Here is a 26,168-nt window from a genome sequence, read left to right on the forward strand (position 1 = left end):
GTATAAAGTGTCTACATATTCTGTCATTTTATTTTCCACGGGATAAGATCCCGCCAAGCTTCTGTACTACTCCCGGTGCCTGCTCGGAAGTTTTTACCACACACATGATGGTATCATCTCCGGCAATGCACCCCAGAATCTCCGGCCATTTCATGGCATCAAGAGCTGCTGCCGCTGCCATGGCCATTCCGGGAATCGTTTTTACCACTACGATATTCTGTCCGATATTCATGGAAATTACTGCATCTTTCAGGACTCTGGAATATTTATCACTTAACACATCCGGTGTGTGTTCTTCCAGGATCGCATATCTGGATTTTCCGTTGCTGCCTGCAACTTTTGTCATCTTCAGAGCCCGGATGTCTCTGGATACGGTAGCCTGTGTAACCTTGAAACCGGCCTCATTCAGTCTTGCCGCAAGTTCTTCCTGTGTATCGATCTCGTACTGACGGATCAGTTCGATAATTTTTTCATGTCTTGCTACTTTCAAAATTGAACCTCCTGCATCAGCTGTTACTCATTTTCTGTCTCAGAACCTCCACAAAGCTCAGATGGTTCAGCTTGAGGATCTTTGTCCTGACTGTGGCTTTCCGGATGACGATCCGGTCACCGGTGACCATGGATATCTGGGTATCCCCGTCAAAAGATGCCACCGCTTTCTCAATGGTATTATGTCTTCCCTCGCCGATCTCCACAGTAACCGCCTCTTCCCCGGAGAGAATGATACTTCGGGTATTCATGGTGTGGGGTGCAATGGGTGTCATGATCATCATACTGGCACTTGGGGAAACCACCGGGCCTCCTGCTGACAGGCTGTATCCGGTGGAACCGGTTGGCGTGGAGATGATGATTCCATCCGCATTATAGGAATTCATATATGAATCATTGACATAATTCTTGAAACGAATCACACGGAGATGTCCCTCTCTTCCGATCACAATATCGTTTAACGCGATATCTTTTCCGATCAGCTCTTCTCCCCGATAGATCTTTCCCTCCAGCATCATTCGCTCTTCCAACTCATAATCGTCAGTCAGAAGTCGATCCAGCGCCGGATATACGGAATTTTTGTCCACCTCTGCAAGAAATCCCAGAGTTCCCAGATTGATTCCGAGAAGAGGGATATCCAGATGCACCACATCCCTTGCAGCCTGCAAAAGCGTTCCGTCTCCGCCCAGTACGATAATACACTGTGTATCCTGTGGGATCCCATCCGGATCTGTATAATGATACGGTCCTTCCATTTTTTCGGTAATTTTCTGCACGTGGCACCTGGCACCATGTTCTTCCAGATAGTCGATGATCATATTGGAAAATGTCAGTTCCGGATCCTTGGCACTGTTTGGAATTATATAAAATCTGTCCATATTGCTTCAGTCCTTTCCAAACATCAGTCCAGCTGTCCGTGGGCTTCCTTTACCACATCCTCTACGGATACATCAAGACTCATAGGCACTTCAGTTCCTTCCGGATGTTTTTTGAGGTGAAGGAGATATTCAATATTTCCCTCCGGTCCCTTGATCGGGGAAAAAGAAAGATGACAGGGTTCCATGGCAATGCTCATGGCATAATCCCGTACCTTTTCAATGACTTCCTCATGGACCTTCGGATCACGGACAACGCCTTTTTTTCCAACTTTTTCTCTGCCTGCCTCAAACTGCGGTTTGATAAGACATACGATCTCTCCGTCTTCTGTGAGAAGATTTCTTACAGGAAGAAGAACTTTTGTCAGGGAGATGAAAGAAACATCGATGGAAGAAAATGCTGCCGGCCCTTCCAGATCTTCCGGTACCACATAACGGATGTTTGTCTTTTCCATGCATACGACTCTCGGATCATTCCGGAGTTTCCAGTCCAACTGTCCGTATCCCACATCAATGGAATAAACTTTGACTGCTCCGTTCTGAAGCATACAGTCTGTGAAACCGCCGGTGGATGCGCCTACATCCATACATACTTTATCATTCAGCGTTACGCCGAAATTTTTCATGGCTTTCTCAAGTTTCAGTCCGCCTCTGCTGACATAGGGAAGCGTTTTTCCTCTTACTTCCAGCTTAGCAGTCTCCGCAAACATGGAGCCTGCCTTGTCTTCTTTCTGGCCGTTAACGTATACCTCTCCGGCCATGATATAAGCTTTTGCTTTTTCCCGTGACGGTGCAAGTCCCTGTTCCACCATCATGATATCCAGTCTTTTTTTCATGTTATCCTCCAACAGCCCGGCTTTTTATGTGCCGGGCTGTAAAATGCCCCGCAGGTCCTTATTCCCCCACAAAGGCTGTCTCTTTTATTTTCTGTTATTCCCAAGATCTTCCCAGCTCTGCTCTATGGCATCCAGGATTCCCTGTACATTTAAACCGGTTTTTACCCGTTGGCTGTCTACAGTTCCATGCTCGATAAAATGATCCGGGATCGCCAACGGAAGCACTCTTACTTCCGGATGACAGGCTTCCATATAAGCAGATACGTGTTCTCCAAATCCGCCACTTTTTACATTTTCCTCTACAGTCACAAAAAGACTGTGATTCTGTGAAAGACGGTCAAGAAGGCTGGTATCCAGCGGTTTTACAAAACGTACATTGACAAATGTAGCTCTTGCAATTCTGTGATCTCTTATCTCCTCACAGACTTTCTGACAGACAGAAACCATACTTCCAACACCAAGGACAGCAATCTCACTGCCCGAGGTGATCACTTCACTTCTGCCCTTCTCAAGTGGCTCATCACGCTCTTCCATATCTGTACATGCTGTTCCCTTCGGATAACGGATCGCACAGGGACCATCCAGCTCTTCTACTGCAAATTTCAGCATCTGCTCCAGTTCTTTTCCATTCTTGGGAGCCATAACTGTCATATTAGGGATCATAGACAGATAGGAAAGATCAAAGCATCCATGATGGGTTTCTCCGTCTGCTCCCACAAAACCTGCCCGATCAATAGCAAAGATCACATGAAGATTCTGCATGCACACATCGTGGAGGATCTGATCAATTCCTCTCTGCAGGAACGAAGAATAGACCGCAAAAACCGGAATCATTCCTCCAAGAGCCAGCCCTGCCGCAAAGGTTACCGCATGCTCTTCTGCAATACCCACGTCAAAAAATCGTTCCGGGAATTTCTTACGGAACCGGTTCAGTCCGGTTCCATCGGGCATGGCAGCCGTAATGGCAACTACTTTCTGGTTCTTCTCTGCCACAGAACATATTGCGCTGGAAAAACAGTCCGTATATGTGGGCGCTGTTTTTTCTGCAAGAGGTCTGCCGCTTTTGATCTCAAAAGGACCGGTTCCATGAAAACGCTCCGGATGGGAAGATGCCGGTCCATAACCTCTGCCCTTTTCCGTAAGGACATGGACAACCACCGGTCCCTCCACTCTTTTTGCCTCATTAAAAAGCTTCATCATCTGACGCATATTATGGCCGTCTACTGGCCCCAGATAAGTCAGACCCATATTTTCAAAAAGCATTCCGGGAATGATCAGCTGCTTAATACTGCTCTTGGTTTTGCGGACCGTATCCACCACGGCTGTTCCAACATGTGGAATTTTTTTGAGCGTTTTTGTCACGCCGATTTTCATTCCCGTGTAAGTCTCCGCTGTACGCAAGGCACTTAAATAGGTGGACATTCCTCCAACATTCTTGGAAATGGACATGTTGTTATCATTGATGATAATAATAAAATTTGTCTTCAGCTCAGCCGCATTGTTTAATGCTTCATATGCCATTCCACCGGTAAGCGCACCATCTCCGATGACAGAAACCACATGATGTTTCTCTCCCCGCAGATCTCTGGCACGGACATAACCAAGTCCTGCGGAAATGGAATTGGAACTGTGTCCGGTATCAAAAGAATCACAGTCACTTTCATTTCTCTTCGGGAAGCCACTTAAGCCTCCCTCTTTACGAAGATCCTTAAAGCCGTCTTTCCTGCCTGTAAGAATCTTATGCGTATAAGCCTGATGTCCCACATCCCAGATCAGTTTATCCTGTGGAAAATCAAGCACATTATGCAGAGCAAGGGTCAGCTCCACCACACCCAGATTGGATGCCAGATGGCCGCCTGTCTCACTTACACTCTGGATCAAAAAGCTCCTGATTTCCTCGGCAAGGCGCGGAAAATCCTCCAATGAAACTTTATGAATATCATTTGGCTTTTTAATTTTTTCCAGAATCATTCGTATCCTTCCTTCGTTCTTTCTATTTCCTGCGGCTTACCAGACTTTCCACAAGAAGATCCAGAAATTCGTTCTTCCTGTCAAGACTGTTTAAAAGCTCTACCGCATGTTCAGAAAGTTCTTTAACCTTGCCGGCTGCTGCCGGGGCTCCCATGAAGCTTACATAGGTAACCTTATTGTTCTTCTCATCACTGTGGATCGGTTTTCCCAGTTCCTCCTGGGTACTGGTCACATCAAGGATATCATCCTGGATCTGAAAAGCCAGCCCGATGTTCTCTGCAGCCTGCTCCACAACTTCAAGTTCTTCCTCCGATGCCCCTGCCAGCACGGCACCAGCCATCATGGAAGCCTCGATCAGTGCGGAGGTCTTATTCTTGTAAATATAATCCAGCATCTCACGTTCCAGAGGTTTGCCGTCATTCTCCACATCCACACTCTGTCCTCCAAGCATACCGTTGATGCCGGTCTTATCTGCCATAATCCTCATGGCAGATATCACACGTTCTTTATCTTCAGTCAGGTTGAAAGCGGAAAGCATCACCTCATAGGCTCTGTTCAAAAGTGCCACACCGCTTAAAACACCCATAGCCTCTCCATATACCTTATGTGTGGTCAGCCTTCCTCTCCTGTAATCGTCGTTATCCAGTGCCGGAAGATCGTCATGGATCAGCGAATGCGTATGGATCATCTCCATCGCCGCCATAAAAGGCTCACAGAGCGCGCCCTCTCCTCCGAATAAACGATATGTTTCCATAATCAGAATCGGGCGGAGTCTCTTTCCGCCTGCCGTCATACTGTAATTCATGGCCTCTGCCATGGTTTTTGCAAAACCGGATTCTTCCGGAAGATATTTCCGGATCACCCGTTCCGCTTCTTCTGTTCTTTTTTTCAGTTCTTCATTAAAATTCACGAAATGTCCCATCCTCATTCATTTGAAGCATCTTTTTTTCTACAGTATCCAGTCTTCCGTTTAAATCTTTAAGAAGCTCCATCCCCTGCCTGTAAAGGCAAAAGGATTCTTCCAGAGATGTTTCTCTGTCTTCCAGCTTCCGGGCAAGCAGATCAAGCTCTCCGAAAGTCTCCTCTATGGATTTTCCTTCTTTCTTTTCTTCTGTTTCTGCCATTATCGTTCTTCCTCCCTGATGCTGTCCACAACTGCTTCTATTACACCATCTGTTACTGCAACAGAAAGTCTTTCTCCTTTTTTAACCTGACTGATTTCCGTAACTGCATGTCCGTCTTTGTCGGACACAAACGCATATCCGCCATTCAGCTTCTTCAGTGGAGAAAGTCCTTCAAACCGTTGAATCCATACTGCCAGTTCATGACGTTTTTCTGTCAGTTTATGCTCCATGGAAGAGCGCAGACGTTCTTCCAGATCTGCGGCATGTTGTCTTTTCTCTCTCAGCACAGATTCCGGGTTTAAATATTTCAGCTTCGTTTCATATGCTTTCAGCCTTTCGGCAAAAAGTTCTGTTTTGCTGTTCATGGCACTCTGCAGACGTTCTCTGTATATTCGAAAACTCTCCATCACGCTGCGAAAATCATCTACCGCAAGCTCTGCCGCAGCCGAAGGTGTGGGAGCCCTCAGATCCGCCACAAAATCCGCGATAGTAAAATCGGTTTCATGGCCTACCGCCGAAATCACAGGTGTTTTACACTCAAAAATAGCACGGGCTACGATCTCCTCATTAAAAGCCCAGAGATCTTCAATAGAACCACCTCCACGGCCGACAATGATCACGTCCACCCCTGCTTCATCCAGCATTTGGATTCCTTTTACAATACTCTGTGCCGCACCTTCTCCCTGCACAAGTGCCGGATAAAGGATAATCTGCAGATAGGGATTTCTTCTTCCCGCAATATTTCGGATATCCTGCACAGCCGCACCGGTAGGCGCTGTCACCACACCAAGAGTATGAATAAAATGAGGTATGGGCTGCTTATATTCCCGGGCAAACATCCCCATATCCTCAAGTTCCTGTTTCAGTGCCAGATACCGCTCATAGAGAGCACCGGCGCCCTCCAGAGTAATCTCTTTCGCATAAAGCTGATAACGCCCGTCTCGCTCATATACATCTACAGCGCCGCCTACAACCACCTTATCTCCGTCCTTCATGCGAAAGGCAAGGCCACGACGGTGTCCCGCAAACATCACACAGCTTAATGTACCCGTCTCATCCTTCAGGGAAAAATAGATATGTCCACTGGTATGATATTTACAGTTGGATACTTCTCCCTTTACATAGACTTTCCGGAGAAAGTAGTCCTGGGTAAACATATTTTTGACATAATGGTTTACCTGGCCGACAGAATAGACATTTCTCATGCGTTCTCTTCAGGAACTTCCGCTGCTTTCTCTTCTGTGTCAGCAGCTTTCTCCTCGTTCTTCTCTTCTTTTTCGGATGCGATCTTTCCGAGGACTCCGTTTACAAAAGAACCGGAAGCATCGCCGCCAAATCTCTTGGCAAGTTCTACAGCCTCATTGATGGCTACTCCTGTCGGTACATCCTCATCATATTCCATCTCGTATACTGCCAGGCGAAGTGCTGCGAGATCCACACGGCTCATACGTTTGGTCTTCCATCCACGGCTTGCACTGTTCAGCTGTGCATCGATATCTTCCAGATGCTCCCTTACATGTGCATATTTCTTCTTCATATATTCCTGGTCCTGCTCTGAAAGTTCTCCAAGACCTTCAAAATAAAGAGAGAGCTGTTCTGTCATCTCTTCTTCTGAATTAAACTCTGTCATAAACATAAGTTTAAATACATGTTCTCTCTGTTCTCTTCTTCTCATAATTTCCTCCTAAGACGGAAAAAAGGAAAGGTTTACTTTCCTTTTTCGTTCTCCATATCCACGCTGGCAATATGAATATTTACATCTGCAACCTCAAGTCCTGTCATATTCTCGATAGCGGATTTTACTTTTTCCTGGACCTTCTTGCTTGTCTCAAGAATGTTTCTGCCATACTCGATATTCAGTGACAGATCCACGGTAACGACGCCTTCCAGAATGGTTACTCGTACACCCTTGGACAGGTTCTTCTTTCCAAGTTTACTTACCAGCTCATTGGTGATATTTCCTGCCATGGAAGCAACTCCGTCCACATCTGTTGCTGCAAGTCCTGCAACGATTGCAACAACCTCATCTGCAATGTGAACTTCACCGATTCCGCCCAGATCCTGTATCTTATATGTTGTTCTTTTTTCTGCCATGGGAAACCCTCCTACGGATATAATATTTTTGTTCGTAATTTTATACTATTATACCAAAAAATGTTATGAAATAAAAGGGCTTATTTACTGAATTCTGTCAGTACCAGATCCGGGTTTCTGTCCTCAACCATGCCGACGCTCCATGCATTGACAAAAAGAAGCAGCGGATTTCCCTTAAGATCTGTAACTTTCTTCATATCTGAAGTTCCCACGATCTTGTCTACCTTCACAGCTTCCTTGTTGGCGATCCAGCGGATATGCTCATATGGAAGTGTTTCCAGACGGATATCCACATTATACTCATTCTCCAGACGATATTTAAGGACATCGAACTGCAGAATACCGACAACACCCACAATGATCTCTTCCATACCAGTATTAAACTCCTGGAAGATCTGGATTGCACCTTCCTGGGCGATCTGATTGATACCTTTTACGAACTGTTTTCTCTTCATGGTATCGATCTGACGCACACGTGCAAAATGCTCCGGTGCGAAAGTCGGGATTCCCTCAAAGGCAAATTTCTTTCCAGGTGCACAGATAGTATCTCCAATGGAAAAGATACCCGGGTCAAAGACACCGATGATATCCCCTGCATAAGCCTCATCCACAACATGACGGGACTCCGCCATCATCTGCTGCGGCTGGAGAAGACGCATTTTCTTGTCGCCCTGTACATGGTAAACTTCCTTGGTCGCATCAAACTTGCCGGAACAGATTCTCATAAATGCGATACGGTCTCTGTGAGCCTTGTTCATATTTGCCTGGATCTTAAATACAAAGGCTGAAAAATCATCACTCATCGGATCTATTGGTCCACAGTCTGCAGTTCTCGGAAGCGGAGAGGTGGTCATCTTCAGGAAATGCTCCAGGAATGTCTCCACACCGAAGTTGGTAAGAGCAGAACCGAAAAATACCGGTGTCAGCTGTCCTTTGCTGACTTCTTCCTGAGAAAACTCCGCACTTGCGCCATCCAGAAGCTCGATCTCTTCCATCAGTTGTTCTTTCTGTTCCGGATCCATGACCTCATCTGCATGAGGATCATCAATATCGATCTCTTCGATCACACCTTCCTTGGTACCTTTCTGTGTATCAGAGAAGGTAAGGATCTTCTTTGTATTACGGTCAAAAACGCCTCGGAATTTCTTACCGGAACCGATTGGCCAGTTGATCGGACAGGTAGCAATGCCAAGCTCTTTTTCGATCTCATCCAGAAGATCAAACGTATCATTGGCATCTCTGTCCATCTTGTTGATAAATGTAAAGATCGGGATGTGTCTCATAACACAGACTTTGAAAAGTTTACGGGTCTGTGCCTCAACACCTTTGGAACCATCGATGACCATGACCGCGGAATCCGCTGCCATCAATGTACGGTAGGTATCCTCGGAGAAATCCTGATGTCCCGGTGTATCCAGAATGTTGATACAATATCCGTCATAATGGAACTGAAGAACAGAAGAGGTGACGGAAATACCTCTCTCCTTCTCGATCTCCATCCAGTCTGATACTGCATGGCGGGCCGTAGCCTTACCTTTTACACTTCCGGCCAGATTGATGGCCCCTCCATACAGCAGAAATTTTTCTGTCAATGTTGTTTTACCGGCATCCGGATGGGAGATGATGGCAAAAGTTCTTCTTTTTTCTATTTCTTTCGTATACTTCGACACGTGAGCCTCCTGTATATTCTCTAATATCTCTATTTTACTATAACCTTACCTATTCTAGTATAGACAAGGCTTTGCTGTCAAGGCAATTCAGTCGTAAATTCCCTCTGTATCAATGGTGGAATCATTCTGGGCTTCTGCGGATGTCTCTGTATCTTTCTCCGACGCGGAATCTGCAGAATCATTTTCCACAGATGCTGCGGTATCCTGTGCTTCATCGCCTGTACTCTCCTCTGTATTTTCTGTACCTGCAGCATCCGATGCACTTTCATCTGCTGCTTCTTTGCTCTGGCTCAAAGGTGTAATCACAATACTCTCTGCCGCCACACCGGTTTTCCTTTTTACAATATCCTCGATCTGTGCACGTTTTGCATCTTCAAGATCCGCATCCGGCACTACCACATCCGCAGTTTCCCCGGTCAGATTTACAATCACATTCTCAAATCCCTTTGCTTCCAGAAGAAGCTCTGCTGCCGCCTCTTTTTCTGTAAGATCTGTCATGGAAACCATGGTATTGATGGCATTCTGCTTCTCCTCATCGCTGATATCCTTGTTGCTGATGATCGCCTGCAGGTCCGCTTTGTTCTGGGAGCGTACCTGTTCTCTGCTGATTTTTGCCTGCGCCGCAAAATCCGACGCACCGGTAAGTACGGCCTCACCCGGAGATGCGGTATCCATCACCTCCGACTGGGTTGTGCCATCTGCCCCGTTCTCATCCAGAAGGGCTGTTTCATCGGTCAGGTCATAATTCACATCGTCCAGGATACTGCTGCTGTCGGTGCTTGCCTCCTTATCTTTAAATCCCAGATCCACATCTGCGAAATTCAGATACCCGGCCACAGCGATCAGAATGGCCAGCGAGGTGATGATTACCTGGTTTTTCTTCATGATCTTTTTCACTTCTACTCTCCTCATTTCATTTTCATTATTCTAATTTTATTAGCGTCGATCTGAAATAATGCCATAATTGCCTGCTGAATATTCTGAACTGTCACTGCGCTGCCCGCTCCCTGGGCAGCTACCAGAACACCGGTGACTTCATTTTTGCTGCTTATGGAAAAACTGTCCGTATTTCCCTCATCCCCGGTCATGATGATCACTTCCACCTTCCCGACTCCTTCCACATTGGAAAGCAGTTCCTCCAGGCGGCTTTCCAGTCTTGTTTTTTCGGCCGCCTGGGTATTGATGTTCTTATTGCTTTTCTGAGTTACCGGAAGTCCTGCCACCAGAAGAAGGATCCCCAGAAGAAGGACGATCCCCCACTCCTTCCACCCCATCGCCAGGATCCAGGATCTGATACTGATCTTTTCCGAGTCCGCAGATCCTTTCACACCCATCTTGTACCGCCTCCTTCTGCTTTTCTGTGATCTTCTCAGAAAGCCTTATGATGACCCGGAGATTTTTCTCCATATCCACTTCAATTTCCCTGCAAAAAATCTTCTGTTCATTTAAAATCTCCTCCACCTGTTTTTTCAGCTCACTTTCGTAAGCTTCCTTCAGAAAGGTTTCCCGGATCCCCTGTGCTTCCACTTCCATCCGCTCCTGTTCTTCCTGGCTGTAATTTTTCCGGAACCCTTCCAGAAGTTCCTGACTTTTTCCCACAACAGCAAAAACTGGCGTACAGATAAGAAGTATCAGGAGAAGGCCCATAAACAGACGGACATACTGTTCATACCGCTTATCCGGCAGAATATGCAGGATTGCCGTAGTAAGCACATGAAAAAAAGCCAGATTTTTCATCCACTGATAAATTTCCTGCCTCATGATTAGATTCCTCCTGCCATCAAGATCAAAAATGTCAGCATGCACAAAACTTCCGCTGTAAACAGGATCCGCATCAGAAGAGCGCACCCTTCTCCCATAGTACTGAACACTTCCACAAGCCGTTTGTCAGACACCGGCTGCGCCACTGCTGCCAGAAACCTGTATACAAGTGCCAGCAGTCCGTAGCGGATCACAGGACCGGCTCCAGCCACCAGGAGCACAAGAAGAAACACCACTCCCAAACTGTTTCTTACAAGAACTGCTGTTGTAAGCACCAGTTCCGTCACTGCATTAACTGCATTTCCTACCCCAGGAAGTGCACCGGCGGTTTTTCCGATGGCACTTCTTTTCAGAGAATCCATCACCGGAGTTACCAGTCCCCGCACTACCTGAAGCCCTGCGACAACTCCCAGCAGCGTCCGTAGGCCCCAGGAAATCAGAGTCTCGATCAGTTCTGCCATTTTTCCCAGCATCTCTTCCCTGGAAAGATGATTTACAAACTTAAGAAGTATATACAAACTGACTCCAGGAAGCAAAATACTCTCCAGTATCCACTGAAACAGCCACACCAGAAAAAGTACTCCCTGATAAAAAACAGCGGCCGTAGATGCTCCGGATGCGGCAGCTACCGCCATAAAATACACCGGCGACAGCTCTTTCATAAATTCCGTGATCCACCGCAGCATAGAAAGTAGAGATGTACTTAACCCAGAAAAACTGTTCATCAGCAACGTAAAAACAAGAAGATACACAACATAAAAACTGATCTCCCCGATCTGTCCATTGTCAAAAGCACCTGCAAATCCGGAAAAAACTGCCGCAAATAAAAGAAGCAGCAGCAATTTTACGATCAGTCCTTTCTCTTTTTCAAAGCCGGAAAAAAGGAGACTGTGCAGAAATTCCCGCACACTCTCCTCCGAAAGCACTTCTTCACCGGACAACAACCTGTGGAAAGCTTCTGTGACAGAAAAGCTGTTATCACCAAGCATTTCATCCACCATGGACTGCAGATCTGTAAGTTCCAGCTGATCGGTGAGCTGTTCTTCTGCTGCCGCATAAACAGGCTGTCCTGACAAAAAACATACCCAGAATATTCCTGCAATCCAGATTGTTATCAGCAACACTACTGTTCGTTTTTTCTGCCTTCCGTTCATGCCAGAAATCCCTGTATTGTATCCAGAAGTGCCAGCAGCACCGGCATGCTCAGAACCATCACAGACAACCTGCAAAACAGATCGATCTGTGCTCCTGTGGAAGCATACCCTGCATCTTTGCATATACCGGATGAAAACTGTCCAATATAAGTGATCCCAATCATTTTTAACAAGGTAGTGACGTAACTTCCATCAACCGGAAGACTTTCCTTCAGCTTTTCAAGAGACTGAAAAAGATATCCGATCTTTCCTACCGCCAGGCCCAGGATCACCAGACCGATTCCCATAGTAATCAGACTTGTATATTCAGGAGCCCGTGATTTCAGAAGGATTCCCAGAAGCACACCAACGGTTCCCAGAATGGAAATTCTTAAAATATCCACGTTTTCTCCCTCCTTTACAGAACAAAAAGCTGCTGGATATTTTCAAAGAGTTCATAGATATACGGTACGATCCAGAACAGCACAATCAGAAGTCCCGAAAGACTTACGAGAAATGCCTGTTCTTCTCTTCCGCTGTGCTTCAGGATCTGGGAAAGAACTGAGACCAGGATCCCTACTGCTCCGATCTTAAATATGATACTGACCTCCAAAAGCTCCCTCCTTTTTCTTCAAAAGCCCGTCCCATCTTATTTGTCCAGACAGAATCTTTACACCAAAAGCACTGCCAGAAGCAATCCTCCCAGAATTCCCAGACTCCGGTACAGTCTCTTTTTTCCGGAGGCTTCTTCTTTCAGCCGGGAAATCTCCTCTTCCAGATTTTTCTCATACAGAGAAAGCTGCTTTATCTGCATTTCCAGATCCATATATCCAAGATATTCTCCGACAGAAAAAAAAGCGTCCTTTTCCCCATGGGTAAGGCAGCTTTTTTTCAGGGAATTTTCCGCACATTCCCTGCATATCTGTGAGAGTTTTTCTCCTTTTCCCGCTTTCATTCTGTCAGCGGCAGTTATGAGAAATTCTCTGTATTTTCCATTCATTCTTCCGGCGGCTCCATAAAAAGCATCCGGCAGCGATGCATTCCCGCAGCGGATCTCCCCTTTCAGGCAGATCACCATCCTAAGCAGCATCTCCAGGGTATATATTCTTTCCGAAACCCTTATGCTTTCAGAAACTCCCAGCCCGGCTCCTGCAGCTACCACCAGAATACATCCTACAATCCGGTACATATGCATTTTCCGTTTTCATCATAAATTGCTTCCACAATTCCCGCACGGTCATGTTTCCCAAGAAAAATATATCTCTGGAAAACCCGCGCCTCCCACAGTTTCCGGAAAAACGGCTGTGCCAGTGTTTCTTCCATAGAATCTCCATGTGCAGTTGCAATCAGACGACATCCACAGTGGATGACAGATTCCACAGCTTTGAAATCTTCCTCTTTTCCAAGCTCATCTACAGCTACCACAACCGGCGACATGGACCGGATCAGCATCTGCATTCCTTCTGCCTTGGGACATCCGTCCAGAATATCCGTACGCATTCCCAGATCATTCTGCGGAATTCCCTGATAACAGCCGGCAAGCTCGCTGCGTTCATCTACCACTCCTACCGTAACACCGGAAATGTTCCCCCAGCCATTGCTCATCTGGCGGATGATATCCCGAAGAAGCGTCGTTTTCCCGCATCTGGGTGGGGAAACGATCAATGTGTGCATGATCTGCTCTCTTGTCTGAATATAAGGCATCACACTTTGGGCACATCCCTGGATCTCATGAGCCAGCCGTACATTGATGCAGGAAATATATTTCATTCCCCGGATCCGGTTTCCGTCCAGGATTACTTTTCCGGTAACTCCTACACGATGTCCGCCCTGTACACTTAAGAATCCCTGACGTATTTCATCTTCATAGGCATACAGAGAGTACCCGCTGACATACTCCAGTGTCTCCTTCAGATCCTCCCGTGTCACCAGATAAGGCTCTGTGTCTTTCTGCCGCAGAAAACATTCTCCCCCATCGTAGGTAAGAAACAGGGGCCTTCCCACACGGAGACGTATCTCATATAATTTATCATAATCAAGGTCTGCATCCACCAGAAGCTGGCGGACATTACTGGCAAACAGGTTCTGAATCTGGTTTGCGTCCATTTTTTCACCTCTTACACTTAAATATATTGCGGACGTGCCGGATTTAGTACCCCTTGTCTCCTTCGAAAAAGATCTGTTTCTCCCTTATTCCGACAGGAAAAACAGACTTTCTTCCTCATCATAGGCTTCCATCTTCGGAAGACTCAGCTTCAGTACACGGTCCACAATATTTACGGAGGACGCACGGTATGCATAGGCGCAGGATTCAAACATTACATAGAGATTGTCACCTTCCACCACGATCTGTTCCAGTCTCTCCGGAAAACGGTAAGTTCTGGCCGAATTTTCGTTTACATACAGACGCTTGTCGGACTGTTCATAAAATACCAGTCTGGATGGCAGGATTCCAAAAGAATGGGAGATCAGCAGTTTGTCATTGTAAAAAGCGATCCCCTGAACCTGCTCCGATATAGTAGAATAATCCAGCGGAACTGCCATTTCAAAATCCATGCCCAGTTCCTCATCCATGGTATTGATTAGATTTCCATCTGCGTCAACTCCGTATCGTGCAATTACACTTTCGTTATATTTTTCAAAGCAGCCTACATACAGACACCCTTCGTAAAAAGTCATAAACGAGTCCCTTACAATTCCATAAAGGCTGACTGTCTGGAAAGTATCCACCGGCAGGTGACTGTCATCATAATCATATGCTTCTATTGTATCCATCTTTATACTTACTGCCTGTGCGATTCCGTTGATATTGGAAGAATACCACAGAATCTTATGCTCCGGGTCGTAGGCAAGGCCTCCCACATGAGGCTGTCCAGGCAGTATTATTTCTTTTATAAAATTATGCTTTTCTTTATCGATCACATAGATGACCGAATTATGTTTCTGTGTGCTGCAGTAGGCACTAACCAGCACATAATCATCGGTAACTGCCAGTCCCTGAGGAGTCATGGACGTACACATGGCCGGTGTCGCACCTTTTTCCGTAAGCAACGTCCTTATATTTTTCAGTCCGGGAATGACATAAGTTCCATATTCTTTCTCTTTTTCTCTCCCGTCAAAGGCAAAATAGGAAAATGCCTCTTTCTGGGAAAGCATCTGTTTCTGGCCCCGCAGCGTATACACCGCAGCACCTCTGTTTGTCACCACAGCTTTTGTGGGCAGTTCTGTCTTTGCCCTGTAAACAAACGCATATAAAAAATAACACATGCACAGCACAAAAACAACTGCCAGAATCTTCAGAAGGAAGATCCGGAAGCTGCGTTTCATCTCTTTGTTCATTTCATCGTCTCTATTCGCTATCTCAAAATGATGTCTTCGTATTCAAACCGTAATTCCAGGCTGTCTCTGGACCAGATCGCTCCACTGTATCCTGGCTCCATCTCAAGCATGATGTAATTTCCCTTATCCATGGGAATGGTTCTCAGATCTCTGGACAGACCCTCTCCAGTCCATTTGATATAGGCCTCCCTCAAAACCCACTGGGTAAAAAAGGCCCTTTCCATATCATCCGCATCCAGAATTTCCCTCACCATATCTGCAGGCACCATTCTTTCAAGAATTCTTTCGTAATTTACTTTCTTGTGAATCTGCACATCAATGCCCACTTCTTCTCCTGCAAACAGGCACATCACATATTTTCCGGAATGGGTGATATTATAATGAATTCTGGGAAGCAGGGTAAAAAACGGTTTCCCATGCTCCCCTTTTGCACGGGGTTCAAAGGCAAGTTTCCGGCCAAACTCTTTCTCGAGCCCGATCTCAAGAAGCTTTTCTCCGATCATGTGCTCCATGTTCTTGTTGTCATATTCGTCTTTTATTTTTGTATAATATATGATCCCGTTCATAATCCGGCCTCCTCAAGGAACCGGGAAGGCTCCCGTTCCTTCTCATACTGCTGTCTCACATAACACAGGGAAAGTTTTTTCTTTGCCCGCGTCATCCCAACGTAGAAAAGTCTCCGTTCTTCCTCAAGGTGTGCCTCCAGAACTGCCTTCCGGTAAGGCATACTGCCCTCATTGACATTCATAATATATACCCTGTCATACTCCAGGCCTTTTACTGCGTGAAGGGTAGATATCACACATCCTTCCCTTTTTACGTCCTGTTTCTTCGCCTGTTCTTCCAGTTTTCTGGTATATTCATCCATATAGGCCAGCCATTCTTCCAGTGTTTTCATTCCTCTGGCACTTTCGTGTATCCGGTTTAAGGTTTCCCAGAGCTCTTCTGGTTTTATTTTACGATACCTTGCGTATTCCTGCAAGTATTCTTCATATCCCATACCATTTCGGATAAAATTAATGGCAGCATAAGGGGCCATTGTTTTCAGGATCCGGAGATGTGTTTCCAGCGTTGTGATCCGGTCACACATCCAGTCCTTATCTTTATAAAATTCTCCAAGAACTTTAAAATCTATATTTTTTTCGGTAAGAGCCTCTCTGGCTATGTAGCGGTTGGGACGATTCATAATTTCCAGAAATGTACTTCTGCTCCGGTCCCCCTGTGCCATCTTCAGATAGGCGATCATATTCTTGCAGATCCAGTCTCGGAACAGATTGGGCAATTTCTCTTTCATGGTAAAAGGAACCCCGTATTCCATCAGAGCAGCAACCAGTCCCTCTGCTTCCTGGTTGGTCCGAAAAAGAAAGGCCGTATCTTCAATATCTTCCCCTTTTTCCATCCGGTTTTTTAAGGCTCCTGCTGCTGCCATATACTCATCCCTGGGGTTTTTAAACTCTTTTACCACTACAGGTTCTCCCGGTTCATTGGGCGTGAAAAGTTTCTTTACATAACGGTTTTCATTATGATCAATTACCTTCATAGCTGTATTTAAAATATTTCCGCTGCACCGGTAATTAATATTCAGAAGCACTGTTTCCGCATTTTTAAAATCTTCCGGAAAATTCAGCATAATCTCCGGACGTGCCCCACGGAAATGATAGATAGACTGGTCATCGTCTCCCACCACAAACAGGTTATTTTCCGGAGCTGCCAGCATTTTTACAATATCATACTGAAGATGATTGATATCCTGAAACTCATCCACCAGAATATACTGAAATTTTTTCTGCCATGCAGCCAGGATATCTTTTCTTTTACGCAGAAGTTCATAGCAGCTTAAAAGCATGTCATCAAAGTCAAGCTTTCTTCTTTCGTTCAGAACTTTCCTATACCCTTTAAAAATCTGCCGGAACACTTCATCCGGACAGCAGGAAGAATAATAATGTTCCAGCGAAATTCTTCCCCCTTTGACAACGCTGATCTCTTTTGCCAGATCTTCCACAAAATCCCCCTCTTGGGACTGTTCTGTGGCACAGTTTACTGCCAGCTCTCTTAAGATCGCATATTTTTCCTCTTCAGAGAGAATATTGCTTCCATTGAGACCATATGCCTGTTTCAGGATTCCGTAAAATACACCATGAAAAGTTCCAAATGTAACGCCTGTCCTCGGAACTCCGGTAAATTTCAGAAACCGTTCTTTCATTTCTACAGCTGCTGCCCTGGAAAAAGTCACAACAAGAACAGAGGAAGCCGGTATCTTCCCTTCATGAATCATATGTGCTGTTCTTTCTACTATGACGGAAGTTTTCCCCGAACCGGGGCCTGCCAGAACCATCATCGGTCCTGACAGGTGGGCGATCGCCCTTTTCTGAGATGGATTTCGTTTCATAACTGGATGATTGACCACGCACTTATTCGCGCTCAAGTTTTTCGATTGCCGCATGTACACGTTTCAGTGTCTCGTCCTTGCCAATGATTTCCATGATCTCTGTTGCACCGGCCGGTGTCATCTGCTTGCCGGATACTGCTGTACGAAGCGGCCACATTACATAACCGTTCTTATAGCCATGCTCCTTTACAAAAGCACTTAAAGATGCATACAGCGGATCGTTGGTGTAATCCTCCTGTGCTTCCAGTACAGGAAGTACTTCTTTGAGAACTGCAAGGGAAGTCTCCTCTGTTGTTTTCATTTTTTTGTGACGGTACATTGCACTGTCATACTCCGGAACTTCCTCAAAGAAGTCTACAAGGTCCGGAATATCCGGGAATACTTCGATTCTGGTCTGAACCATACCTGCGATCTTCCTGAGATCAAAGTCTTTCTTCAGTACTTCTTTCAGATATGGAAGTGCTCTCTCATAGAATGCATCCGGATCCATCTTCTTGATGTACTCACCATTCATCCATTTCAGCTTGGCAATATCGAAAACTGCCGGTGATTTGTTGATATGGTGATAGTCAAATGCTTCCACAAGTTCCGGAAGTGTGAAGATCTCACGGTTATCTGCCGGGCTCCATCCAAGGAGTGCAACATAGTTGATCACTGCCTCTGTAACGAATCCCTGGTCGATCAGATCCTCATAGGAAGAATGGCCACATCTCTTGGAAAGTTTCTGATGTGTCTCATCTGTGATCAGCGGACAGTGAACATAGGTCGGAATATCCCATCCGAATGCTTCGTAAATACGGTTGTATTTCGGTGAAGAGGAAAGATACTCATTACCTCTTACCACATGTGTGATTCCCATAAGGTGGTCATCAATAACGTTTGCGAAGTTGTATGTGGGATATCCGTCGGATTTAATCAGGATCAGATCTTCCATCTCCTCATTGTTGACTGTGATATCGCCGTAAATAACATCGTGGAATGTTGTAGTTCCCTCTGTCGGCATATTGAAACGGATAACATGAGGCTCACCTGCATCCAGACGGCGCTGAACCTCTTCTTTGGAAAGGTGAAGACATCTCTTGTCGTAGATGGAGATCTCCTTACCTGCAACTGTACGTTTCATGCTCTCCAGCTCTTCCTTGCCACAGAAGCAGTAGTATGCATCTCCCTGCTCGATAAGCTGTTTCGCATATTTCAGGTACATACCGGTTGCCTGACGCTCGCTCTGTACATACGGACCGAAACCGCCGTCTTTATCCGGTCCCTCATCATGGAGAAGTCCGGTTTTCTCAAGGGTACGGTAAATGATATCTACTGCTCCCTCCACATAACGTTCCTGGTCTGTATCTTCAATACGGAGGATAAAATCTCCGCCTTCATGTTTTGTGATCAAATAAGCATAAAGAGCTGTTCTTAAGTTACCCACATGCATTCTTCCTGTAGGACTCGGTGCAAATCTTGTTCTGATCTTTGTCATTTCTTTTCTCCTCGTTTTGTTGTTTCTCATTATAAGTGATATTATATACCTAAATCCTTCAAAATGTCCATAGGTTTTCCGACGGAATCCCCCCGTCTTCCCTGTACACAGAAAAATCCCCTGAGACACCATTGTCCCAGAGGATCTCTTAATTCCTGCTTATGCTTCCACGCCTTTGTTTTTAAGGTACTCGATTACGTCTCCGACTGTATTCAGATCTGTAAGCTCCTCTGCCGGGATCTCAACGTTGTACTCATCCTCAAGAGCCATAACCAGCTCAAAAAGATCCAGAGAATCTGCTCCAAGATCATCCTTAAAAGATGTCTCCGGTGTAATTATAGACGCCTCACAATTTAACTGCTCTGCAAGCATTTCTTTCATTTTTTCTAACATGTCTTATTTTCTCCTTTAATCGTTACAGATCGAATCTGTTTCCTCTTTTTGAGCAAAGTATATAGTCTGCAAAAACAGTTGTCAAGAGGATTTTCCCAAAAAATGGCTCCAGAGCAAAAATATTTTGATTTTAAAACTATTTTACTCTTGAAATTTTATCTGACGGGCCACACTGAGGGCAATTGCCATCTCCGACATCAGGAATACGATCGATGTTCCTCCGTAGCTGATAAAGGGCAATGTAACACCTGTATTCGGCATCAGATTCAGCACAACGGCAATGTTTAAGATTACCTGAAGTGCAATATGTATAAAAATTCCCGTAACGATCAGAGAGCCGAACAGATCCGGGGCATTCTGTGCAATAAAGAACAGTCTGTACAGAAGATACCCGAACAGGATCAGCACAAAAATACCTCCGAAAATCCCAAGTTCCTCACAGATAATAGAAAAGATCATATCGTTCTGAGCCTCAGGAACGCTTCCCAGTTTCTGGATACTGTTTCCAAGTCCCCTTCCGAAAAAGCCACCGGAGCCGATCGCATAAAGTGCCTGTAACGTCTGATATCCGCCTTCATCGGAATATTTCTCAGGCTGAAGCCATACCAGTACTCGCATAATACGGAAGCTGTTACTGCTCTTGGTTGTCGCAACCAGAAACAGCACCCCAATCACGATCAAAACGATACCGACGATACCTATAATGATAAACGGACGGGTATCCGGATGTGCCACAAAAACCATTCCTACAGTAATGCCCAGAATGATCATGGCAGTACTTAAGTTATCGGTAAGCACATAAGCAGCCAGCGCAAGTCCTGCTCCCGGAAGTCCCAGGATCATACAGCTTTTCAGAGTTTTTACCTTTCGTCCCATCTTTCCGATCATATAGGCCATCATGATGATGACCGCAATCTTGGCTATTTCGGCAGGCTGAAAGTTGATCGGTCCGATATACAGCCATCTGGTTGCACCATGGGAAGAATGCCCCAGCGGAGTGCTGACCAGGCCCATAAGGATCAGTGAAGCCACATAAAGTGCGGTTGTAAAAGGAAGAAGGACATGATAATCCAGTATTTTTGAAATAAATAATGCTCCGATCAGACAGGCCGCACTGATCAGTGCCTGTTTCTTAAAATAAAACATATCATTGCCATAATTTACTTCCGCCATATAAGAACTGGTGCTGTACAGCATAACCAGTCCGAAACATACCAGAAGTACGATGACAGCGACAAGATTATAATCATAGTAATCTGATTTTGTATTCTGCTTTTTTAAATTGAGCAGAGGTTTTTTCATTTTATCACCATCGCTTTCTGTATCCGCGAAGAAATTTCTGATATCTAAAAAAGAAAGTAAAAAAAATTCCCGGAAAGCCGCATAAATGCTGTCTTTCCGGGACGTTCCATAAATGGACCTGAGGGGAATCGAACCCCTGTCCGAAAGCCTATCCCTTAAGGCATCTCCCATCACAGTCGCTGATTTAACATTCCCTCGGCAGCACGCCCACCGACAGGCTTACTGCTTCAGTAGCTTCATGATACATCTACCGGGGCAAAGCTTACCCGGCAAGGTTTCTCACATAGTCGACGCCAGATTCCCGATGTGTGAGTGCATCGGGGCTGACGAGCAGCTTAGGCTGCTAACGCTAACTTTTCGTCTGCGTTTATATTTAGTTCCCGGTTGGTACGCAGTCCAGGAGTCTGCGGATGGCTTCCCTAACTTCAAAGCCCCCGTCGAAACCAGTACAAGCCCTTGTATAAAAAAGACTTCTGATGACTTCATTCTCTTCAAGTCATCTCTGGTGGACAGACGAACTCTAAGCCAGTTGTTTTTTGACTGGATTTAATTATACCAGAATGTTTTTTCGTGTCAAGGATATTTGCAAAAAAGGTTCCGGGCTGTGCACGGTTTTTCTTACCCTCACAGCCTGGAACCCAAGTCTGAAACTGTCAGCCTTATATGCTCTGCATCATATTCATTCGCCGTCTTTTACTTTCAGACAGATGATATGTTTCTCTTTGTCATATCCGTTAATACGGACCTTCATTCCCTCTTTTGTCTCTTCGCACTGTACATTAAGTGTTGAATCCAGTGTCTCTGCACTTCCTTTTACGCCCGGAATCAGCACTGTATTCTCTTCCTGGGAAAGTCCCTCTATAAATACATAAAGATCTTTTTCTTTTGCTGTAAAAAACAGCTGTACACCATCTCCTGCTGTTTCCGGAAGATGTGCGGAACAACTGGTATCATAAATACCTTCTCCGTTGATCTCCAGCCATTTTCCAAGCGCAAGAAGACGTTTTTCCTGCTCAGCCGGAATAGTTCCGTCTGGTTTCGGGCCGATATTGAGAAGCAGGTTTCCGTTATCAGATACTGTTGCAACCAGAAGATGAATCAGATCCGGAACACTGATCAGCTGATCATCTCCTTCATTTTCATTGTATCCGAAAGAAAGTCCCATACCGCGGCACATTTCCCACTTTTCCTTGCGATTAGCTTCGCCCTGTTTGTATTCTTTTGTGCTGAAGTCATGATACAGTCCATTAAACCGGTCATTGACCACGCCTTCCTCCACCACATTATAATAATGTGCCAGGAAATACGGCATCATATGCTCACTCTGCTTTGGCCATCCAATATCATTCCAGAATACGGACGGGTGATATTTGTCTACCAGCTCTTTCATCTGGTTGTAAGAATAGTCTGCATACTCAAAAGTCGGGCAGGCATTTCCGAAATTGTCCTCTTCCTTGAAAATCGGATCATTGGCAAACTGCCAGTCGATCAGCCCTGAATAATAAAGTCCCATTTTCAGACCTTCACTGCGCACAGCATCTGTCAGCTCTCCTGTGATATCTCTCTTCGGACCAAGTTCTTCACAGTTGAAATCTGTATATTCACTGGGATACAGGCAGAAACCATCATGATGCTTCGTTGTCAGCACAACATATTTTGCCCCTGATTTGCGGAAAAGTTCTGCCCACTTCTGTGGCTGCCAGTTCTCAGCCTTCCACATTGGCAGGAAATCTTCATAAGAAAAATCCTTGCCGTATTTCTCAATGTGATGTTCATAAGAAGGTCCTTTTCCAACATTTATGGAATTATAATACCACTCCGCATAAGGATTGTTGCAGAACCATTCTTCATTGGTCTCCACCGCACCAAGCTCCCATGTTCTTGGCGCGAAGGCAGGAACTGAATAGATTCCCCAGTGGATAAAAATTCCGAATTTACAGCCGTCATACCATTTCGGTACCTCATGCTCATTTACAGAATTCCATGTTCCTGTATATTTTTTTGACATTTTTCATATCCTCCTTGATATTATCCGCATCAGCCCTTTACAGCACCGGCTGTCATACCTGCGATCACCCATTTCTGTGCAAAAATGTATACCAGGATTACCGGCAAAGAAACCAGTACAACGTCTGCGCATACAAGATTCCAGCTTCTGCTGAACTGTCCGTAGAAATTGTATACAGAAAGAGGCAGCGTCCACTTGGAAGAAGAATTCAGAAGATACATCGGAATCTGAAGCTCATTCCATACCCACATAAAATTCAGAACGCCTGTTGTTGCAAGAACCGGTTTCAGAAGCGGCATGATCACTGTGCAGAACAGTCTTCCGCCTACTGCACCGTCCATAACTGCTGCCTCATCCAGTTCTTTCGGGATTCCTTTAATAAATCCGCTGAACATCATTGTTGTAAACGGCATGTACAGAGAAGAATATACAAGACAGAGACCGATTCTTGATCCGTAAATCCCCATTTTCTGCATCAGCTGGATAGTTGGAAGTGCAGCAAAAGGTGCAATGATTCCAAGAGTGATGATCTTATACCCGATCCTGCATCCTTTTGTATCTCTTCGTACAATGATAAAGCTTAAGAATGCAGAAAGAGAAACGATCAGTGCCACTGATATAAAGGTGATAAACACACTGTTCCCGAGAGAACGCATAAAATCTTTTTCCAGAACTGTTATGTAGTTTTCCGGATGCCACTCACTTGGCAGGCTGATATTCATATAAGCAGCTTCGCCTTTGTTTTTAAAGGAAGTGAGAAGCACCATCAGCATCGGATAGATCGTCACGATGCTCACAAGCCAGAGAATGATCTCCAGTATCAGATTGATCCTAGTTTTTTTCTTATTCATATTATAACACCGTCTCCCATCTTGATGAAAACTTCTGATATACAACTGAAACAATGACCAGAAGCACTGTGAATACAAGGTTGACAGCTACAGATTGTGAATAACGTCCTGCAGACATTTCATTCATCATCAGCGTTCCGAAACTCTCAGTCGCATTTCCTGGGCCGCCGCCTGTCATAACGTAAATCAGATCGAACATTTTCAATCCATAAATCAGACTGAACAGAATATTAACGTTTACAGTAGGCATGATCAGCGGAAGTGTGATATGGCGGAAAAGCTGCCACTCAGATGCACCGTCAAGCTTACCTGCCTCCAGATAATCAGAAGAAACTGACTGCAGACCCGCAAGTGTGATGATGATCGCATATCCCACATTTCTCCATACCTCAGCTACGCAGATAGCAAAAACTGCTGTGCCTCGTTTTCCCAGCCACTGTATATTTGCAATTCCCATAAGGTTCAGGATATTATTGATCGTACCGTGACGTGTCTGAAATACAGCACTGAAGATAAGGCCTACAACAAGGCAGGAAAAGATAGACGGGATAAAATAAACCGTTCTCAGAGCAGTCCGTGTTTTGATCTCACGGTTCAGGATATAGGCAAATACAAAGCCCAGAAGTGTTACGGTAATGGTTTTTACGCCTGCGTAGATCAGGGTATTTACAAAGGCTACCGGCACTTTCGTACTCGTAAGAACTGACATGATATTTTCAAATCCCACAAATTTCAGATTGGTTGTTCTGGCTGCACTCCAGTTGGTAAATGCATAGTAATAACCCACAGTGGACGGTACAATAAAGAAGATAAAAAATACCACAGCAGGGATCAGTGCCAGATACAGCGGATATATTTTTTTTCGATTCATGAATTTCCTCCTTAAACAATTTCAGGTTTGAAGTTTTACCCTCAAACCTGAAACCATCTTTAAAACGGATGTTTATTTACTGGGCAAAAGACTCAAGTGTTGCAACTCTGTCATCATCGATCAGTTTTACACATTCTTCTACGCTGATGTCTCCGTTCATAAGCTGAAGCAGAGCCTTGCCACCTTCCTGCTGGTTGAAACCAACGATCTTCGGCTGTGCGGAAGATGCACGGATCAGTTTATCTACGCTGTCTTTGTTTCCATCATACTGAGTGGAATTTACATTGGTTGTCTCCTGTTTGAATACTGCTGCTGTGGAAACACCATCAAATGCCTGGTTGTAATTCTCCGGATCTGCCATAAAGTTTACGAAATCACTGGCAGCCTCTACATTATCACCATTTTTGTTTACAAGCATCAGGTTTACATTTCCGCCTTCATAGGTTCCCTCATCGCAGGTTCCCATAAATACAGGCATGATTCCGAAATCATCACCTACATAATCATAAGATTCACTGTCATAATCTGTGTCAAACCAGGTATCCCAGCAGAAGAGCATTGCAGCTTCACCTGTTCCAAGAACCTCACTTGTGTAATCCCATGTATCAGATGCAAAGTTCTTTCCAAAGTATCCTTTATCTGCTGCTTCTTTAAACCAGGTACACATATCTGTGAATTCCGGGATATCTGCGTAGGACATTTCTCCTGCATTCAGTTTTTCGATATATTCCGGATGCTCCTCAAGTACAGGATCCAGTGCGAACTGATAAAGGATTGGCCATGCATCAGCTGCTGCAAGGTAAATCGGCTGTACTCCGTTCTCCAGAAGTGTATCACAGGCTGCATTGAATTCTTCCTGTGTTGTAGGCTGCTCAATTCCCAGTTCCTCGAAGATCTTTGTGTTATAGAAGCAGCCGGAGTTGGATGCTTCCCAGAACGGAAGTCCGATCACTTTGTCATTGTAGGTTGCCTGTGGAAGAACTGAGTCCTGAATATCGGACACCCAGTCAGCATCGGACCAGTCTACAAAATTCTCTTCCGGATTAAAGTTTTTCAGGTTGCTGTTTCCGAAATGAATGTAAAGATCCGGGATATCACCTGTTGTAAATTTTGTCAGTGCAATGGTCTCTGCATTATCTGTATCAAGACCCTGCTGGTCAATCTTGTTTCCGGAAGACTCTTCCCACAGAGAAATGATCTTCTGCATGTACGGTTTTGCAAGGTCATCTGCATTTCCGTAAAGTGTCAGTGTTACTCCATCTGCTGCGCTGGCGGTTACCACGCTCCCGAATACAGATACCGTCATGCACGCTGCCATAAGTGCTGCAAACATTTTTTTCTTCATTGTAAATTTCCTCCCTTTGTTTGTTTTTTCGTTCTTAATATGGTCATATTATATAAAACTGCCTTCGGAAAATCCATGGACTTTTGTTTAATCCAACATGTACTTTTTTCCTTTTTTACATTCTTCCATCTATTTGTACAATTTTCCTTGTTTCTTTTTCGCTGTTCATATAAAATAGATACAAGAAATCTTCCGGAGGAACGATCATGAAATTCCATGAATTTTCTTTTCAAAAAAAGC

General features: G+C 45.0%; 27 protein-coding genes, 1 other RNA gene and 1 pseudogene. All 29 read right to left on the reverse strand.

Annotation, left to right across the window (positions count from 1 at the left end):
• Nucleotides 1-28: 28 nt before the first annotated feature.
• On the reverse strand, nt 29-490 hold the full coding sequence (argR, locus tag GPK88_RS07490; RefSeq protein ID WP_118063042.1) for an arginine repressor: 462 nt from the start codon (nt 488-490) through the stop codon (nt 29-31).
• A gap of 16 nt (nt 491-506) precedes the next feature.
• Nucleotides 507-1,367, reverse strand: coding sequence for an NAD(+)/NADH kinase (locus GPK88_RS07495; RefSeq protein WP_148446633.1), 861 nt, complete (start codon nt 1,365-1,367; stop codon nt 507-509).
• Nucleotides 1,368-1,390: 23 nt separating this feature from the next.
• Nucleotides 1,391-2,200 (reverse strand): TlyA family RNA methyltransferase, encoded by an 810-nt coding sequence (locus tag GPK88_RS07500; RefSeq protein ID WP_173761943.1) that lies wholly within the window; start codon nt 2,198-2,200, stop codon nt 1,391-1,393.
• Nucleotides 2,201-2,314: 114 nt separating this feature from the next.
• Nucleotides 2,315-4,171, reverse strand: a pseudogene (gene dxs / locus GPK88_RS07505) (1-deoxy-D-xylulose-5-phosphate synthase); the annotation flags it as partial.
• A gap of 22 nt (nt 4,172-4,193) precedes the next feature.
• Nucleotides 4,194-5,081 carry a polyprenyl synthetase family protein gene (locus GPK88_RS07510; RefSeq protein ID WP_215707650.1) on the reverse strand — a complete coding sequence of 296 codons (888 nt, stop codon included), beginning with the start codon at nt 5,079-5,081 and terminating at the stop codon, nt 4,194-4,196.
• Entirely contained in the window at nt 5,071-5,295 is a 225-nt protein-coding gene (xseB, locus tag GPK88_RS07515; RefSeq protein ID WP_148446639.1) for an exodeoxyribonuclease VII small subunit, read from the reverse strand. The genes GPK88_RS07510 and xseB overlap by 11 nt, the downstream gene beginning before the upstream one ends.
• Nucleotides 5,295-6,500 (reverse strand): exodeoxyribonuclease VII large subunit, encoded by a 1,206-nt coding sequence (gene xseA / locus GPK88_RS07520; RefSeq protein ID WP_174095626.1) that lies wholly within the window; start codon nt 6,498-6,500, stop codon nt 5,295-5,297. Before xseA ends, xseB begins: the two co-directional genes overlap by 1 nt.
• Complete coding sequence (gene nusB, locus GPK88_RS07525; RefSeq protein WP_148446643.1) at nt 6,497-6,970, reverse strand: transcription antitermination factor NusB; 474 nt, start codon at nt 6,968-6,970, stop codon at nt 6,497-6,499. Before nusB ends, xseA begins: the two co-directional genes overlap by 4 nt.
• Before the next feature lie 32 nt (nt 6,971-7,002).
• Nucleotides 7,003-7,389: an Asp23/Gls24 family envelope stress response protein gene (locus GPK88_RS07530; protein WP_015524453.1), complete on the reverse strand. Its 387-nt coding sequence runs from the start codon at nt 7,387-7,389 to the stop codon at nt 7,003-7,005.
• A gap of 80 nt (nt 7,390-7,469) precedes the next feature.
• Nucleotides 7,470-9,059, reverse strand: coding sequence for a peptide chain release factor 3 (locus GPK88_RS07535; protein ID WP_118063046.1), 1,590 nt, complete (start codon nt 9,057-9,059; stop codon nt 7,470-7,472).
• 87 nt (nt 9,060-9,146) lie between these two features.
• The gene (locus GPK88_RS07540) at nt 9,147-9,956 is read right to left on the reverse strand and encodes a SpoIIIAH-like family protein (RefSeq protein WP_148446645.1); all 810 of its coding nucleotides are present in this window, start codon (nt 9,954-9,956) and stop codon (nt 9,147-9,149) included.
• Nucleotides 9,957-9,967: 11 nt separating this feature from the next.
• Nucleotides 9,968-10,282 (reverse strand): SpoIIIAG-related protein, encoded by a 315-nt coding sequence (locus GPK88_RS07545; RefSeq protein ID WP_177290918.1) that lies wholly within the window; start codon nt 10,280-10,282, stop codon nt 9,968-9,970.
• Nucleotides 10,248-10,820, reverse strand: coding sequence for a stage III sporulation protein AF (locus GPK88_RS07550; RefSeq protein ID WP_177290917.1), 573 nt, complete (start codon nt 10,818-10,820; stop codon nt 10,248-10,250). Before GPK88_RS07550 ends, GPK88_RS07545 begins: the two co-directional genes overlap by 35 nt.
• Before the next feature lie 2 nt (nt 10,821-10,822).
• Nucleotides 10,823-11,941: a stage III sporulation protein AE gene (locus GPK88_RS07555; RefSeq protein WP_252197705.1), complete on the reverse strand. Its 1,119-nt coding sequence runs from the start codon at nt 11,939-11,941 to the stop codon at nt 10,823-10,825.
• 29 nt (nt 11,942-11,970) lie between these two features.
• Nucleotides 11,971-12,357 (reverse strand): SpoIIIAC/SpoIIIAD family protein, encoded by a 387-nt coding sequence (locus GPK88_RS19345; RefSeq protein WP_177290915.1) that lies wholly within the window; start codon nt 12,355-12,357, stop codon nt 11,971-11,973.
• A 14-nt stretch (nt 12,358-12,371) separates the two neighbouring features.
• Nucleotides 12,372-12,566: a stage III sporulation protein AC gene (spoIIIAC, locus tag GPK88_RS07565; RefSeq protein ID WP_021976821.1), complete on the reverse strand. Its 195-nt coding sequence runs from the start codon at nt 12,564-12,566 to the stop codon at nt 12,372-12,374.
• 57 nt (nt 12,567-12,623) lie between these two features.
• Nucleotides 12,624-13,142 carry a stage III sporulation protein AB gene (spoIIIAB, locus tag GPK88_RS07570; protein WP_173761939.1) on the reverse strand — a complete coding sequence of 173 codons (519 nt, stop codon included), beginning with the start codon at nt 13,140-13,142 and terminating at the stop codon, nt 12,624-12,626.
• Complete coding sequence (spoIIIAA, locus tag GPK88_RS07575) at nt 13,127-14,059, reverse strand: stage III sporulation protein AA (RefSeq protein WP_148446655.1); 933 nt, start codon at nt 14,057-14,059, stop codon at nt 13,127-13,129. Before spoIIIAA ends, spoIIIAB begins: the two co-directional genes overlap by 16 nt.
• Nucleotides 14,060-14,143: 84 nt before the next feature.
• A complete protein-coding gene (locus GPK88_RS07580; protein ID WP_215707651.1) occupies nt 14,144-15,292 on the reverse strand; it encodes a YncE family protein in 1,149 nt (382 codons plus the stop codon).
• Between the two features lie 17 nt (nt 15,293-15,309).
• Complete coding sequence (locus tag GPK88_RS07585; RefSeq protein WP_215707652.1) at nt 15,310-15,858, reverse strand: 4'-phosphopantetheinyl transferase family protein; 549 nt, start codon at nt 15,856-15,858, stop codon at nt 15,310-15,312.
• A complete protein-coding gene (locus tag GPK88_RS07590) occupies nt 15,855-17,717 on the reverse strand; it encodes an ATP-dependent helicase (protein WP_330626638.1) in 1,863 nt (620 codons plus the stop codon). The genes GPK88_RS07585 and GPK88_RS07590 overlap by 4 nt, the downstream gene beginning before the upstream one ends.
• On the reverse strand, nt 17,704-19,158 hold the full coding sequence (gene gltX, locus GPK88_RS07595; protein ID WP_148446663.1) for a glutamate--tRNA ligase: 1,455 nt from the start codon (nt 19,156-19,158) through the stop codon (nt 17,704-17,706). The genes GPK88_RS07590 and gltX overlap by 14 nt, the downstream gene beginning before the upstream one ends.
• A 159-nt stretch (nt 19,159-19,317) precedes the next feature.
• Nucleotides 19,318-19,551 (reverse strand): acyl carrier protein, encoded by a 234-nt coding sequence (gene acpP / locus GPK88_RS07600; RefSeq protein ID WP_021976814.1) that lies wholly within the window; start codon nt 19,549-19,551, stop codon nt 19,318-19,320.
• A gap of 141 nt (nt 19,552-19,692) precedes the next feature.
• Nucleotides 19,693-20,853 (reverse strand): FtsW/RodA/SpoVE family cell cycle protein, encoded by a 1,161-nt coding sequence (locus tag GPK88_RS07605; RefSeq protein ID WP_215707653.1) that lies wholly within the window; start codon nt 20,851-20,853, stop codon nt 19,693-19,695.
• A gap of 110 nt (nt 20,854-20,963) precedes the next feature.
• Nucleotides 20,964-21,309, reverse strand: a transfer-messenger RNA (tmRNA) gene (gene ssrA / locus GPK88_RS07610).
• Nucleotides 21,310-21,532: 223 nt separating this feature from the next.
• The gene (locus GPK88_RS07615) at nt 21,533-22,861 is read right to left on the reverse strand and encodes an alpha-L-fucosidase (RefSeq protein ID WP_148446667.1); all 1,329 of its coding nucleotides are present in this window, start codon (nt 22,859-22,861) and stop codon (nt 21,533-21,535) included.
• Between the two features lie 29 nt (nt 22,862-22,890).
• A complete protein-coding gene (locus GPK88_RS07620; RefSeq protein WP_148446669.1) occupies nt 22,891-23,712 on the reverse strand; it encodes a carbohydrate ABC transporter permease in 822 nt (273 codons plus the stop codon).
• Nucleotide 23,713: 1 nt separating this feature from the next.
• Nucleotides 23,714-24,583: a carbohydrate ABC transporter permease gene (locus GPK88_RS07625; protein WP_148446671.1), complete on the reverse strand. Its 870-nt coding sequence runs from the start codon at nt 24,581-24,583 to the stop codon at nt 23,714-23,716.
• Between the two features lie 76 nt (nt 24,584-24,659).
• Complete coding sequence (locus GPK88_RS07630; protein WP_148446673.1) at nt 24,660-25,928, reverse strand: ABC transporter substrate-binding protein; 1,269 nt, start codon at nt 25,926-25,928, stop codon at nt 24,660-24,662.
• Nucleotides 25,929-26,168 lie beyond the last annotated feature (240 nt).

Source organism: Blautia sp. MCC269 (genome assembly GCF_018785655.1).
Lineage (GTDB): Bacteria > Bacillota > Clostridia > Lachnospirales > Lachnospiraceae > Blautia_A.

Excerpts from the sequence above, each read along its gene's own strand:
- GPK88_RS07495 (WP_148446633.1), bottom strand. The coding sequence starts at position 1,367 with ATGGACAGATTTTATATAATTCCAAACAGTGCCAAGGATCCGGAACTG.
- GPK88_RS07500 (WP_173761943.1), bottom strand. The coding sequence starts at position 2,200 with ATGAAAAAAAGACTGGATATCATGATGGTGGAACAGGGACTTGCACCG.
- xseB (WP_148446639.1), bottom strand. The coding sequence starts at position 5,295 with ATGGCAGAAACAGAAGAAAAGAAAGAAGGAAAATCCATAGAGGAGACT.
- xseA (WP_174095626.1), bottom strand. The coding sequence starts at position 6,500 with ATGAGAAATGTCTATTCTGTCGGCCAGGTAAACCATTATGTCAAAAAT.
- nusB (WP_148446643.1), bottom strand. The coding sequence starts at position 6,970 with ATGAGAAGAAGAGAACAGAGAGAACATGTATTTAAACTTATGTTTATG.
- GPK88_RS07530 (WP_015524453.1), bottom strand. The coding sequence starts at position 7,389 with ATGGCAGAAAAAAGAACAACATATAAGATACAGGATCTGGGCGGAATC.
- GPK88_RS07550 (WP_177290917.1), bottom strand. The coding sequence starts at position 10,820 with ATGAGGCAGGAAATTTATCAGTGGATGAAAAATCTGGCTTTTTTTCAT.
- spoIIIAB (WP_173761939.1), bottom strand. The coding sequence starts at position 13,142 with ATGTACCGGATTGTAGGATGTATTCTGGTGGTAGCTGCAGGAGCCGGG.
- spoIIIAA (WP_148446655.1), bottom strand. The coding sequence starts at position 14,059 with ATGGACGCAAACCAGATTCAGAACCTGTTTGCCAGTAATGTCCGCCAG.
- GPK88_RS07580 (WP_215707651.1), bottom strand. The coding sequence starts at position 15,292 with ATGAACAAAGAGATGAAACGCAGCTTCCGGATCTTCCTTCTGAAGATT.
- GPK88_RS07585 (WP_215707652.1), bottom strand. The coding sequence starts at position 15,858 with ATGAACGGGATCATATATTATACAAAAATAAAAGACGAATATGACAAC.
- gltX (WP_148446663.1), bottom strand. The coding sequence starts at position 19,158 with ATGACAAAGATCAGAACAAGATTTGCACCGAGTCCTACAGGAAGAATG.
- acpP (WP_021976814.1), bottom strand. The coding sequence starts at position 19,551 with ATGTTAGAAAAAATGAAAGAAATGCTTGCAGAGCAGTTAAATTGTGAG.
- GPK88_RS07605 (WP_215707653.1), bottom strand. The coding sequence starts at position 20,853 with ATGAAAAAACCTCTGCTCAATTTAAAAAAGCAGAATACAAAATCAGAT.
- GPK88_RS07615 (WP_148446667.1), bottom strand. The coding sequence starts at position 22,861 with ATGTCAAAAAAATATACAGGAACATGGAATTCTGTAAATGAGCATGAG.
- GPK88_RS07620 (WP_148446669.1), bottom strand. The coding sequence starts at position 23,712 with ATGAATAAGAAAAAAACTAGGATCAATCTGATACTGGAGATCATTCTC.
- GPK88_RS07625 (WP_148446671.1), bottom strand. The coding sequence starts at position 24,583 with ATGAATCGAAAAAAAATATATCCGCTGTATCTGGCACTGATCCCTGCT.
- GPK88_RS07630 (WP_148446673.1), bottom strand. The coding sequence starts at position 25,928 with ATGAAGAAAAAAATGTTTGCAGCACTTATGGCAGCGTGCATGACGGTA.